This window comes from Bacteroides acidifaciens (assembly GCF_903181435.1).
Classification (GTDB): Bacteria; Bacteroidota; Bacteroidia; order Bacteroidales; family Bacteroidaceae; genus Bacteroides.
This window is the reverse complement of record NZ_CAEUHO010000001.1, coordinates 1,478,073-1,492,446: the sequence shown is the minus strand read 5'-3', so window position 1 is coordinate 1,492,446 and position 14,374 is coordinate 1,478,073. Positions and strand designations below refer to the sequence as shown.

At 41.2% G+C, this 14,374-nt stretch carries 10 protein-coding genes; 6 read left to right on the top strand and 4 right to left on the bottom strand.

What is annotated here, in order from left to right; translation table 11 throughout:
* Positions 1–436 precede the first annotated feature (436 nt).
* Complete coding sequence (locus CLIN57ABFB40_RS06145) at positions 437–1,876, bottom strand: tagaturonate reductase (RefSeq protein WP_175629337.1); 1,440 nt, start codon at positions 1,874–1,876, stop codon at positions 437–439.
* 26 nt (positions 1,877–1,902) lie between these two features.
* Positions 1,903–2,970: a substrate-binding domain-containing protein gene (locus tag CLIN57ABFB40_RS06140; protein WP_175629336.1), complete on the bottom strand. Its 1,068-nt coding sequence runs from the start codon at positions 2,968–2,970 to the stop codon at positions 1,903–1,905.
* Between the two features lie 198 nt (positions 2,971–3,168).
* Between CLIN57ABFB40_RS06140 and uxaC the strand changes: the two genes are divergently transcribed.
* The 4 genes from uxaC to CLIN57ABFB40_RS06120 all read left to right on the top strand — a co-directional run bounded on the left by uxaC (position 3,169) and on the right by CLIN57ABFB40_RS06120 (position 8,491).
* Positions 3,169–4,575 (top strand): glucuronate isomerase, encoded by a 1,407-nt coding sequence (gene uxaC / locus CLIN57ABFB40_RS06135; protein ID WP_175629335.1) that lies wholly within the window; start codon positions 3,169–3,171, stop codon positions 4,573–4,575.
* Positions 4,576–5,693: 1,118 nt separating this feature from the next.
* Positions 5,694–6,305, top strand: coding sequence for a DUF3575 domain-containing protein (locus CLIN57ABFB40_RS20210; protein ID WP_254871709.1), 612 nt, complete (start codon positions 5,694–5,696; stop codon positions 6,303–6,305).
* Positions 6,302–7,270, top strand: coding sequence for a DUF5119 domain-containing protein (locus tag CLIN57ABFB40_RS06125; protein ID WP_175629333.1), 969 nt, complete (start codon positions 6,302–6,304; stop codon positions 7,268–7,270). The genes CLIN57ABFB40_RS20210 and CLIN57ABFB40_RS06125 overlap by 4 nt, the downstream gene beginning before the upstream one ends.
* 63 nt (positions 7,271–7,333) lie before the next feature.
* Positions 7,334–8,491, top strand: a complete 1,158-nt coding sequence (locus CLIN57ABFB40_RS06120; RefSeq protein WP_175629332.1) for a fimbrillin family protein — start codon at positions 7,334–7,336, stop codon at positions 8,489–8,491.
* Positions 8,492–8,754: 263 nt separating this feature from the next.
* Here CLIN57ABFB40_RS06120 and istB read toward each other — a convergent pair whose 3' ends face one another.
* Together istB and istA are read right to left on the bottom strand one after the other, a co-directional pair.
* The gene (gene istB, locus CLIN57ABFB40_RS06115) at positions 8,755–9,528 is read right to left on the bottom strand and encodes an IS21-like element helper ATPase IstB (protein WP_065539093.1); all 774 of its coding nucleotides are present in this window, start codon (positions 9,526–9,528) and stop codon (positions 8,755–8,757) included.
* The gene (gene istA, locus CLIN57ABFB40_RS06110; protein WP_175628403.1) at positions 9,518–11,083 is read right to left on the bottom strand and encodes an IS21 family transposase; all 1,566 of its coding nucleotides are present in this window, start codon (positions 11,081–11,083) and stop codon (positions 9,518–9,520) included. The genes istB and istA overlap by 11 nt, the downstream gene beginning before the upstream one ends.
* 852 nt (positions 11,084–11,935) lie before the next feature.
* On the opposite strand from istA, the gene tnpB reads away from it, so the two are divergent.
* Positions 11,936–12,445 carry an IS66 family insertion sequence element accessory protein TnpB gene (gene tnpB, locus CLIN57ABFB40_RS06105; protein WP_175628388.1) on the top strand — a complete coding sequence of 170 codons (510 nt, stop codon included), beginning with the start codon at positions 11,936–11,938 and terminating at the stop codon, positions 12,443–12,445.
* Positions 12,446–12,514: 69 nt separating this feature from the next.
* Complete coding sequence (gene tnpC, locus CLIN57ABFB40_RS06100; protein ID WP_175628387.1) at positions 12,515–14,128, top strand: IS66 family transposase; 1,614 nt, start codon at positions 12,515–12,517, stop codon at positions 14,126–14,128.
* The last annotated feature ends 246 nt before the right edge of the window (positions 14,129–14,374 follow it).

Genomic DNA, 14,374 nt, shown 5'->3' with positions numbered 1-14,374 from the left:
TAATAAGAAGTCACTCTATTGACTTCACAACAAAGGTATCAGTATCATTTGAGATTTCCTAACGGGGAAATTATGGAAAAAGGCTGTTTTATTCTTAGTTTATTTACAACTATAAAGTGCAGTACGTAAAAAGTAAATTCAAGTCAACAAAACAATATATACAATTGATAACTAATATATTAAATTAAAAATTTAAAAGAAAATAGGCGACAACTAAAAATTAGACGACCTACTAAGGATTTGAAGCTTTCAAAAACGCGGAAAGTAAGAAAATTAAGAATGAGAAAAATAAAAAATGCAGAAACAGAGAATTTTCACTTTTAAGAATCATTAACCAACCATTTCAAATAAGCAAACAAAAAGAGCGTTTTGATAGTTATATTCCCTATCAAAACGCCCCTTATATTCATGTTCGACTTTCGTCGTCTCTTATCTATTACAGGATACCTTTCACAGTTTCCATCATACCTTTTTCCTGAATTGAATCCAAATCCGCTTTCACGGCTTCTGCCAATCCCGGAATCTTATTCAGGTCTTCACCCCAGATGAATTCTGCACCCAGAACACCTTCAGTTACTTTCTTTGTGCAGCCAGTAGCCCAAAGGTCTTTCAGCAAATTCATAATTTCAGGAGCGTCGTTCGGTACAATTTCAGCACCGTCGGCGCGTACACCACCTTTATAATAAGTAATGATAGCAGCCAAACCAAGTACCAATCCTTTCGGAAGCTCACCTTTGCGCTCCAAGTAAGTTTTCAATCCCGGCAGGTCACGAGTTTCGAATTTCGGGAACGAGTTCAGCATAATGCTTGTTACTGCATGGTCTACAAACGGGTTGTTGAAACGTTCCAATACATCATTAGCAAATTTCTCCAATTCATCTTTCGGCAAGTTCAATGTTTCCATCAGTTCATCAAACATCACTTTATGGATATATTTGCCAATCACTTCATGCTGACAAGCATCACGAACGATATTCACACCGGAAAGGTAAGCTACCGGAGAAAGAACCGTATGAGGGCCATTCAACAGAGTAACTTTACGTTCATGGTAAGGAGCTTCCGAAGGAACGAACAATACATTCAAACCTGCCTTGTCAGCTGGGAATTCTTTAGCCACTTCCTGCGGAGCTTCGATTACCCACAGATGGAAAATTTCAGCCTGAACAACCAAGTTATCATCATATTGCAATTTTTCTTTGATAGCAGCAATATCCTTGCGCGGGAATCCCGGAACGATACGGTCTACCAGTGTGGCATACACGCCACAAGCTTCTTCAAACCAAGTTTTGAATTCACTGCCCAGATTCCACAAATCAATATACTGATAAATAGTCTCTTTCAGTTTGTGACCGTTCAAGAAAATAAGTTCACAAGGGAAGATAATCAAACCTTTCGTTTTATCACCGTTGAATGTCTTAAAACGATGATACAGCAATTGAGTCAATTTGCCCGGATAAGAAGAAGCTGGTGCGTCTTCAAGTTTGCAAGCCGGGTCAAAAGCGATTCCGGCTTCTGTAGTATTCGAAATAACGAAACGCATTTCCGGTTGCTCAGCCAATTTCATAAACTCGTCATTCTGAGAATAAGGGTTCAATGCACGGCTGATTACATCAATCATTGTCAAGCTGTTAACCGCTTCTCCTTTATCCAATCCCTGAAGATTGACATGGTAAAGGTCATCCTGCGCATTCAGCATGTCGACCATACCTTTATCAATCGGCTGAACCACTACCACACTACTGTTAAAGTCTGTTTTCTGGTTCATGTTATAAATAATCCAATCTACGAATGCGCGTAAGAAATTACCTTCACCAAATTGGATAATACGCTCCGGACGTTGTGTTTTAGGAGCAGTTTCTTTGTTTAATGCTTTCATGTTAGTTGTAATTTATAAAGTTGATATTATACAAATTCAAAATAGAAATCAATATTCTCTTTAATCAATATGTCGATAGGCATATATTTTACAGAATCGACTGTCTTTTTAAATACTACGTGGTCACACAAGGCTTTCACTCCGCAATATCCTTGCAATCCCGGACGCTGCCCTATCAGATAATGCACATCACCCGATTTCAAAAGATCTACATTTGCTTTCAGAAGGTCATATCCTATCAATCCCTTCATACTACGTCCTGCATGGCGAAGATACTCCCCTAACTGATAGACTCTGGAATTAAAGACAACACCGAGCACAGCTTTCGGATGCGCCTGAAAGAATTCATCCAATGTCTGCCGATTGTTTTCCTGGTTGGATTTATTGAGCACCACTTCATGAATCGTCAGATTATTGTACTCTTCAGTTATATAGCTCATGAAACCTTTCAAACGGCGCTGCATCTGTATTTCAGCTGGATTATCCTTATTATTGCTCAAAAACAGAACCAGCTCCTGCCCTTCTCCTACCGAATAATTACGCATCAATATTTTAGCCGCAATATATCCACTTTTGTATGAATCTTGCCCGATATATGCCAACGCATCCACCTCTTCCATATTAAAATCGACAAAGGCATAAGCTATCTTATTCTCTTGCAGATAGGCTGTCAATGACAATGTTTCTTCCCGGAAATTCGGAGCAATCAAAACGGCATCCACATTGCTATCCTTAATAGCACGGCAAGCCTCTCGATAACTTTCCTCATCACCATGATGATAGCATAGATAATCCACACTCACATTGAAAGGACGCAATTCCTGCCGTGCACGTTCAATGCCGCCCACTACCGAATGCCAGTAATCATGTTCTATATAATAAGGAATCAGACAAATGAAAGAATATTTCTTTTTAGCAGCCAATCCGATAGCAAATACATTCGGTTGATAATGAATTTCATCCAATACCTTTTGTACTTTAGCTTTGCTTTTGGGAGACACGTCGCCGCGATTGTGCAACACCCTGTCAACTGTTCCGGCGGAAACACCCGCCATGCGGGCTATGTCTTTAATGGTATAGTTCTGGTTCTCCATAGTGCTAAAACTTAAATATTATAAATAATCGCTGCAAATATACGAATTATTTTGTTACTCCAAGTAAATTTTCTATTTTTGTGTTCGATAACGGTTAATAAAACTAAAACGAAATTTACACCTATTAGCTTTAATATCAATACTATATAGGTATAAATACAGAAAGTAATAATTTTATATACTTAAAACACAGTAATAATGAAGAACTTCATGGACGAAAACTTCTTGTTGCAAACAGAAACTGCACAAAAGTTGTATCACGAGCATGCGGCTAAAATGCCGATCATCGACTATCACTGCCACTTAATCCCTCAAATGGTAGCTGACGACTACAAGTTTAAATCACTGACTGAAATCTGGTTAGGCGGAGACCACTATAAATGGCGTGCAATGCGTACCAATGGCGTAGACGAACGTTTCTGCACAGGAAAAGATACCACAGACTGGGAAAAGTTCGAGAAATGGGCGGAAACCGTTCCTTATACATTCCGCAACCCGTTGTATCACTGGACTCACCTTGAACTAAAGACAGCATTCGGCATCAACAAGATCTTGAACCCGCAAACTGCACGTGAAATTTATGACGAATGTAACGAGAAGTTGGCTCAACCTGAATATTCAGCTCGTGGAATGATGCGTCGTTATCACGTAGAAACCGTATGTACTACGGATGATCCTATCGATTCACTAGAATACCATATCAAAACACGCGAAAGCGGATTTGAAGTAAAGATGTTGCCTACTTGGCGTCCTGACAAGGCGATGGCTGTAGAAGTGCCTGCTGATTTCCGTGCTTATGTAGAAAAATTAGCAGAAGTAAGCGGTGTTACTATCACCAACTTCGATGATATGATTGCCGCTTTACGCAAACGCCATGATTTCTTCGCAGAACAGGGATGCCGCCTGTCTGACCATGGCATCGAAGAGTTCTATGCAGAAGATTATACAGATGCAGAAATTAAGGCTATATTTAATAAGGTATATGGCGGTACAGAATTGACTAAAGAAGAAATTCTGAAATTTAAATCTGCAATGCTTGTCATTTTCGGAGAAATGGATTGGGAAAAAGGATGGACTCAGCAGTTCCACTATGGCGCTATCCGCAACAACAACACCAAAATGTTTAAACTGTTAGGCCCTGACACCGGTTTTGATTCTATCGGTGAATTTACAACCGCTAAAGCAATGGCTAAATTCCTCGACCGGCTGAATACGAATGGCAAACTGACCAAAACAATCCTTTACAATCTGAATCCGTGCGCAAACGAAGTTATCGCTACTATGTTAGGTAACTTCCAGGATGGTTCTGTAGCAGGAAAAATCCAATTCGGTTCAGGATGGTGGTTCCTGGATCAGAAAGACGGTATGGAAAAACAGATGAACGCCTTATCCGTTCTCGGTCTTTTAAGCCGCTTTGTAGGTATGTTGACAGACTCGCGCTCATTCCTCTCCTATCCTCGTCATGAATACTTCCGCCGCACATTATGTAATCTTGTAGGGCGTGATGTAGAGAACGGAGAAATCCCGGCATCTGAAATGGAACGTGTCAACCAGATGATTGAAGATATTAGCTACAATAACGCTAAGAACTTCTTCAAGTTCTAACCATCAGAATAGAAATATAAACAAAACCGCTGTTTGAATTCAAATTCAAGCAGCGGTATTTTTAGCTCCCCCCAAAAAAACAAGTAATAGCGTAAATATTTATATAAATAAGGAGGAATATTTTACTCCATTTTTTAGTCCTACAATTATTACTTTGTCTTAGCAACTTTATTATATCTATCTAGTGAATAAAAACTTTTAATTCAATTGTTTAAACAGTATTGGATTACAACGACAGCTGCAATATTTCTTTTATCAAATAGAATAATTTCATACATCCATAAAATATTCATTATTTTTTTTTAACTAATATAAGTTTAGAAAATCCGCTAAATTATTTTTAATTTTGCACCGCAATTCTTTTTAGGGGAAGAAGTTGCGAAATAAAAAATGTATAGGTTTGACAAGCGAGCAAACCAAAGGGAAATTCTATAATTGGGATTAATTTATAAATGGAATACAGAATTCTACTGTTGATAGTGTCGATGCTTTTCACCAGCACGATCATGGCAGAAGGTACGTTAAACAAAGATACGATCAGTGTACGCGTTTATTTCCGGCAAGGTTATTCAATTTTGGAATCTGCATATCGAAATAATGGTACACGTTTGGAGATGTTTGCCGCACAGTTACGTGCGTTACAGGCAGACCAGACTATTCGTCTGCGATACATTCATATAGATGTCGGTACTTCACCGGAAGGAAGCAGTAGTCTTAACAGGCGTCTTTCGGATAAGCGGGCAATCCAAATTATGGATTACTTGCACAATCACACATCACTCCCCGATTCACTAATGAAATTTAATTCGCATGGTATAAACTGGGAAGGGTTGAAAAAGCTGGTCTCAGCATCGGATATGTCTTATAAAGACGAGGTTCTTGAGATTTTACACACCATGCCAAAACTGGTGTTATGTAACAGCGGAATCGAGGACGAATGCAAGCAGCAGTTGAAAACGTTACACGGTGGACAGCCATATAGATATATGTATAGACACTTCTTTCCTGAGTTACGAAGTGCGGATGTTAATATATACTGCGAATTCGAGCGCTTGCCAAAATTGGAGCTACCTATTGCTATAGTCAATCACTCTGCTCTAAAAGTTGAGACTCTACCTATGAGTTTAGAGAGCACACACACAGCTCCGGTGCCGGCACCACGCAAGCCTTTCTGTATGGTTCTGAAAACCAATATGCTCTATGATGCACTTCTTATTCCCAACCTAGGTGCGGAATTGCACATCGGGCGAGGATGGTCTGTCGGCTGCAACTGGATGTACTCATGGTGGAAAAACGACACGCGCCATAATTATTGGCGTATATACGGAGGTGAATTGGGCATCCGTAAATATATTGGTCGTCGTGCAAGCAAAAATCCACTCACCGGGCATCACCTTGGCATCTACAGCCAAATATTGACTTATGATTTCGAAACCGGCGGTCGTGGCTATATGGCAGGAACACCAGGCGGCACACTGTTAGATAAAGCTAATTATGCTGTAGGATTGGAGTACGGTTATTCACTACCTATCAACCGAAAACTTAACATCGACTTTACGCTTGGTGCAGGTTACATGACGGGGCAATATCATGAATACCTGCCTCTTGATGGGTGTAATGTGTGGCAAAGTACCAAACAGCGTCGCTGGTTTGGCCCAACGAAAGCGGAAATATCGTTGGTGTGGTTCGTCGGACGCAATAGTTGCAACGGGAAAGGAGATAAACGATGAAAAAGACACATTGTTTCTCCACTCCAATGCTTTATATCACAATGGCCATGTTGTCGACCGGATGTGAGCACAAAGAATTATGCTACGACCATCCGCACACGACGCAACTACAGGTTGTCTTCGACTGGGCAAAAGCCCCCGATGCGTCTCCCAAATCCATGTCGCTCTACCTGTTTCCACAGGACGGCGGCAAGGCGCTACGTTACGAGTTCGCAGGGCATAAAGGCGGTAAAATCCGAGTACCGGCGGGACAGTACGACGCATTGTGCCTGAACAGCGACACAGAAGGCATCTACTACCGCAACACAGATAAAAGAACAACTTTCGAAGTGACGACGCGCACGACAACACTCCTGTCACGTCTTTCTTCATTGGGTGTGCCCTCTCAAAATGCGCCCCGTGCCGAAGGGACGAAAAACGAACGTGTGGCATTGGCACCGGACCGTGTGTGGAGCGACCATACGGAAAACATACAACTGAAAAAAGCTACCGACGGTCAATCGCTTACGTTTTATCCGGAAATATCGATACACACATGTACCATCGAAATCCGAAATGCTGAAAACTTGAAATATGTATCGGGCGTCAGCGCCTCTATCTCAACCATGGCAGGCGGCATGTTGCCGGGCATAGGACCGAACGCGTTGTCCGAAGAGCGGGTCACAATCCCCTTCGGAGTCTCCATGTCGGCCGACAAGACAACCATAACAGGTGGAATACAGAGCTTCGGCCATTGCCCGTCCACTCAGAACAGCCATAAGTTGGTTATTTACGCTGTGTTGGCGGATGGTAGCAAATGGTACTACACATATGATGTGACCGAACAGTTCCATACAGCTCCGGACCCGCAGCATGTGCATATCCTGTTGGAAAAATTACCAATTCCGAAGCCGATCGTTAATGGCGGTGGTTTCGACCCCTCAGTTGACGAATGGGAGGATATAGAAGTAGACATCGAGATGTAAACAAATCATAATTAATTCACACAACTAAATTTTTATTTCTAATTAAATTTTTATTTTTTATTTATGAAACAGAAATTATTTTTAGCAGCTATGGCAGCAATTGCCATGACATCGTGTTCAAACGACGAAACTTTGGAAATCAACACCGGTACTCGCCAAGCTATTGACTTCCGTACTGCAATGGCGACACGTGCCGCAGAAACAACAATTGCCACCCTCGACAGTTTCTACGTTACAGCGTTTAACGAGAACATAATTGATTTACCGTATTTCAAAGACTTGAAATTCAAAAAAGAAGGAAGTTTTTTTGTATCAGAGGATAAATATTACTATCCTGGTGATGGCACAGATTTGACTTTCTACGCTTATGCTCCTTCTGCAACAGGTTTAGGAACTGACTCCATAGAGATTGACAATACAAACAAAAATCTTACTCTTAAAGATTTTTCACCTGCTGATTCGATTCCTGATCAAGTAGACTTTATTACTGCAAATGCCACAGGCAACAAGAATAACGAAAAAGAAAGTGTACATTTAATTTTCGAACACCGTCTTTCACAGATTGAAATTCAGGCTATACAGCAGGATAACAAAGTCTATAATTTTGAAATAAAAGGAGTACGCATTGCTCAAGCTATTTCAAAAGGTAACTTTGATTTTAAAAATGAAGAATGGACATTGCCAACAGACATAACGGACAAGACAAATTATAAATATGAATTTGACCAAGCAATACCCATGACTGAACAAACTATACTTATGGATGAATGTGGTGGTGCAATGCTGATTCCACAACAACTAACCGCATGGGATGTAGTCAATGATAAAGAAAACACAAGCAAGGGAGCGTATATTTCACTCCTTTTGAGAATCACTACAAAAGATGGTGCTTTGGTATACCCGTTTAAAGAAGACGCTGAAGCTAAAGGTGAAAGTGAAGAAAACAAAACATATGCTTGGGCTGCTATTCCGGTTGGTACAAAGTGGGAAGCGGGGAAAAAATATGTTTATAGATTAAACTTTGCCAATGGAGCTGGTTATGTAGATCCTGAAGAAGGCAGCAATCAAGGAGAACCGATTTTAGATGGAGAAGTTAAGTTTGATGTAGAAGTGACAGGATGGGAATCACGTGAGTTCCCAGGTGATATGGAAAACGGAGATATACCAGATGTAGAAAATCCCGATGAAAACGATACAGAAGACCCATTTGGTGACGAATAAGATATCCCATCTTGCTATAACAAAAAAATAGTCACAAAACCAATTCTTATTGTTTGATAAAAATCAAACACAATAACACAACAACCCGGCTACTGCTTTTTCAGTAGTCGGGTTTTATTTCGTTAATAGGGAAATGGAAAATTTAAAGTCGATTGACCCACTATTATACTCTAAATTGACCCATCAAAAAAATATTAGATTTAAATAAAGAAAAATGCATTTTAACCCGGGTCATTTTCAATTATAATAATCTACAATATATACTATTTCTTTTTAGCATTAATCTTTCTTACAGAATCCCCGGTAAGTTCAATCTTGTGTGCTGTATGTACAATTCTGTCCAGGATTGCGTCAGCTACTGTAGGATCACCAATTGCATCATACCAGCTTTCGACAGGAAGTTGTGATGTTATTATGATTGATTTTAATCCGTGTCTGTCTTCTATTATTTCCATAAGGATTGACCTTTCCCTGGCATCCAGTCCTATAAGAAACAGATCGTCAAGAATCAGCAGTTGACACTTTTCTATTTTTTTCATCTCAGATTCTATAGTGCCCTTGTTTTTGGCAATTTTAAGCTGTCCCATAAGCTTTGACGCATTTGAATACAAAGTCTTTATTCCATTCTTACATGCCTCATATCCTATGGCTGAAGCTATATAGCTTTTACCTGTACCGGAGCTTCCCGTGATGAAAACATTCTGTCCGTCTCTTATAAAATCAAGAGATGCAAGTCTCTCAAGCTGGTTACGGTCAAGGTTACGTTTTATGGTATAGTCTATTTTTTCCATATATGCCTTATATCTGAAGTTTGCAGACTTTATCAGTCTCTCAATGCTTACATTGCGTCTGTAATCATATTCGCTTTCAAGAAGCCATTTAAGAAACTCATCGTTTGTCATACCATCAGAGGATGTGGTCCTGCAGTCATTTCTATATGTTTCAAGCATGCCGTAAAAACGTAACTTGGAGAGTAGTTCCATTATTCTGTCCATATTTTTTCCGACAGTTCTGCTTGTTTTATTATTACTTGTCATTTTTATCCATGTTTTTAGAGTTAAAATAATCCTTGCCTCTGAGATTTCTGTGTTTGGGGGTAAGTTCGGGAGCCTGTCCCTCCATCTGTACATGATACTTCTCATCTTCCCTGTTTACCAGAATACTTTCAAGTTCGTTGTACCCGAACATACCGAATTCCATTGCCACCTGGCATGAAAGAACCACCCTGTCATGTCCGAAACGCTCCACAAGACTTAATATACCATCGGCTGAACGTACGGCCTGGACCGGATATTTCTTGGCAACGGCCACACGCTTTATGTACTCTTCCAATACCGGATCAATTTCACATGCCTTGCGGTATATATCATCCATTCTGATTCTGTATTCATGTAGCACTCCCGAAAGTTTGTGGGACGGTTTTTCTGAATAAGTGAAAGGTGTATCATCCCTGCGATGTGTCGTTATGTGTCTGAACTTATGATATATCTCCACTGTGTCCCCATCATACAGTAATTCTACAGTATCGCCGATATACTCTTTAGGAACACTGTAATAGTGATTGTTAAGCGATACATAACTGTTTCTCATGACAGTTGCCGTTTTCCGGCTTTTTGATATAAATTTTGTTGCCGGCAATGTATGCAGCCTGTCTTTCTCGACTTCGAGGAAACGTTCCCGACGGCTGTAGTTGCGATTGTACATCTTTCGGCTGTTCAACGCATCCGTATGCTTCATTATTTCTATGTTCAAGGCTTCAAGATCATTGAATTTCAATCCCGTCATCTTTGAATACACCTCCCTGTAGAGCAGTCTTACAGCATTCTCAACCAGAGCTTTGTCTTTAGGCTTTCGTACTCTTGCCGGGAAGACAACACATCCATAATGGTCTGCAAATGCAGCAAAGTCGTCATTGATTACAGGTTCAACACCTCCAGGCTTTGTTACGGCTGATTTCAGGTTGTCTGGAACTATGGCATTGGGGACACCTCCAAAATAATGGAAAGCATTTTCACATGCCTGGATAAGGTGTTCTTTCTTTTGTGATGGTACAGCCTCGTAATAAGTAATCTGGCTGCATGGAAGTATAGCGGCAAATACTTCTACGGGAACCTTATTGCCTGTTTTTTCGTATGAGAGATAAAGTTTGTCGCCGGCAAAATCCACATACATCTGATCACCGGCTATATGATCTATGCGTCCAACAGGAATCTTTACTTCCCTTTCTCGTCTGATATATAAACAAAAAGAACAGTAGCTGTAACCTTGTGGACGATTTTTAAGATATTCCTCATACAAAGACCTTCTTGTTGTCCCACGGACCTTAAGTCGTTTCATGTAATCAGGTATACGTTCTTGAAGATACTTATACTCTGCAGAGCCAGACGATTCTTTGTCAGTCTCCGTACCGAAAAGCTCATGCAGATGCTGCTCGTCCATTTTCAACAGACGCTCAAGTTCTATACCCATATCTTCGTATATACGGATATAACGTTTGACTGTATTACGTGAAACAAGGAGAGAAGAACTGATACCGCGGATACTCATTCCTGACTGATAACACCGCAGTATGTGCTTGATTCTTATTTTCATTCTTTAAAATTTTATTCAGTTAATAATACCGGGTTAAAATGCTTTGTAAAGTACGAAAACAAGACTGAAATATGGTAATTATACAGGGGCAATTTTTATTATAATCACAGCGGATCAGTTTCGGTTATAAAGGTGGGTCAGAAGACTTTTATAATAGTGGGTCAATCGACTTTAAATTTTCCAGGGAAACGAATGCATTTGCAGAATCATTCAAGGCAAAAATTAAAACATTCAGAGCACATTCCAGGGGAGTCGAAGATATACCGAATCAATCCGAAAATCCTGTGGGTGATTAAGCATAAACGATGAGTTATAATACTGGTACCCAATCAAGCGGTTGTCTGACATACTTAATTTATAAGGCCTTAAAAGAGCCTGTATTCTTACATTGCAATATTGGAATTTTCTCAAAATATTATGCCACAGGGGTTTCGGACTGACGGCTCAGTCTGAAAACTTGGGGGATTTGATTCTGGGCAATCACATCCTTAAAAAAGATTCATTCTGGTACAGATTTGAATTAAATACTACATAGTGAAAAAACATCTATCATAAGTATCATATCTTTTGATAATTGTCTTATTATCAAAAGAATAAGTATGATAGATAGCTTTTTAAAAAGGTATCTATCATACTTATATCAGCAAAAATAGGTTATCTATCATTAACAAAATAGCCGAATAAAGACCCTATATAGATAAGATAGCTTGTTTTTGTTACAATGAACCCGTATAAATCCGATGATCATGGCTTAATAATCCAACTTTAGCGGTAAGCATTCGGCCTCGTGCGTGTTTGTTTCCCTTCTTTTCCTTCCTACCTTTGTGTCTTCATTACAATCTTAATCCATATATGTGTTCTGTATTAGTATTTTCTAGCGAAAGTGATAAACTACGTAGTCTTTTGTCCGAGTCTAACCATTTTGATTCGGTTCTTTTCATATTTGATGGTGGTCGTCGTTATAAAGTTTCGGCTTCCAGCCTTGGTATCCATTCCCCTCAGGACCTACTTCTCCCTTTAGGCCTTGGTCTTTTCCGTAGCAGTCCTTTCTGGGCCTATTACCTTTATCCCCAAGGTTGTAATTTCCATAAAGGCATTGACGGTCTTTGTGGCGAGGTCATCCGGCACACGGGCTCTTGCGTGTCAGAGCAGAGTTGCCATGTTTTTCTTGACCGCTCCCGTAGCAGGTTGCATATCCTTTATCGGTGCGACGACGAATACCGTTTGGAATACCGTCGTCTGAATCGCGGCTCTTTTTTCTTGAAAAAGGACGAACGGAAGAGGGATTTTCTTCAAATTTCCTGGAATCGCCTGAATGAGCTGCTTACTGTTAAAAAGTATCGGAAAACAGTTGAAAAGTAATCTCCCGTCCTACAAGCCGTTCTGCTTTATTTTCATAACTTTGTCACATAATAAAAAAGTGGATATACAGTGAAAGAACCGGTCATTACCCTTACTTTGGAAGAGTACGAAGAGCTGCGCAAGGAACGTGAACGCCTTGAAAAGGAACATGCAGAACTTCAGAGAAAATACGAATCCTCTTTGCGGGAGTATTCCCGCCAGGTCGAAGAAATCTCAGCCTGTACAGCCGTCATTGCCGACCTGAGATGGAAATTGGCTGACTTGACACGCCGTTTATGGGGTAAATCCAGTGAAAAACGCCATCTTCCCGAAGATGCTGGCCAGTTGAGCATCTGTTTTGAGTCTCCGTCCGATGTCAATGACCCGGTAGCGGAAGAACAGAAAACAGCTGAGAAATCTGCCAAATCGGAGAATGGCTACAACCGTTTCCGTAAGAGCTTCACCAAAAAGATTACCCCCCACGCCCGTAAGCCCATCGCCCCGTCCCTTCCCCGTGAAGAGATTATCATTCCCATGCCGGAGGGCCTTTCGTTGGAGGGAGCGGCGAAGCTGGGAGAGGAAGTGAGCGAACAATATGCCGTCAGTCCCGCCCGATTCTATGTGAGACGCATCATCCGCCCTAAATACCGGCTCGCCGACGGTCGTATCATAACTGCTCCCATGCCCGTAATGGCACATCCCCACAGCAATGCGTCGGAAAGTGTACTGTCACACATTGCTACCGCCAAATATTACGACCACCTGCCTCTGTACAGACAACTGGACATCTTTGAGCGTGAAGGCATCCATCTGAGTCCTTCCACTGTAAGTAACTGGATGATGGCTGCCGCACAGCGTCTGGAGCCAATCTATAATGAACTTCGTGAACTGGTCAAGGACAGCTATTACGTCATGGCCGATGAGACGCCCCATCCCGTACTTGAAAGCGACCGGCCCGGTGCTCTTCACCGCGGGTATATGTGGAACTTCTATCTGCCCCGGTTCCATACCCCATTCTTTGAATATCACAAGGGACGTGGCAGCAGCGGAATAGACACGCTGCTGGCAGGACAGGTTCGGGTGGTACAGAGTGACGGCTTTGCAGTATATGACGAGTTCGACACACTACCCGGAAAGTTGCACCTGTGCTGCTGGGCACACGTCAGGCGCAAGTTTGTGGAAGCGGAAGGAAATGACCCTCCCAGAGCAAGGCATGCACTTGAACAAATAGGCAGACTGTATGCTGTGGAGGAGAAAATCAGGATAGGACATCTGGAAGGCGGGGCTGTAGTAAGGCTTCGCCGGGAAGAATCGTACCCTATTATCAAAGGACTGGAAAAATGGTGCAGGCAGGAGTATGAACATACGGTTGAGAAATCGCCTATTGCAAAGGCCATATTCTATATGTACACACGTTTTGAACAACTGTCTGGATATGTCAACGATGCACAGTTCTGCATTGACAATAATCCGGTGGAGCGCTCTATAAGGCCATTGACTTTGAACAGAAAAAACACTCTTTTCTCCGGTTCACATGAAGCGGCACATGCAGCGGCAATATTCTTTTCACTGATGGGATGTTGCAGAGAAAATAAGGTGAACCCAAAACTATGGATGCAGGACGTGTTGATTAGGGTACAGGAGAATGAAAGAGAAAAGAAAAACGACTACGCTGATTTACTGCCATTTAATTGGAAAGGATAAACAAGAAAGATAGATAAAGTCAAAAGCCAGACAAAGCATGTCTGGCTTTTGACTTTATTATAGCTTGGAGAGAAATACGGGCGAGGCCGAATGCTTACCTTTAGCGGCGATAAGTTTATAGCCCACGTATGTAGGCTATACAGCCTACATACGTAAACCGTACAGCCTACAGATGCGGGCTATATAGCCTGCATACGTGGGCTATAGAAACATCACCGCTCCCAATAGATTATTAAGCTGACAAAT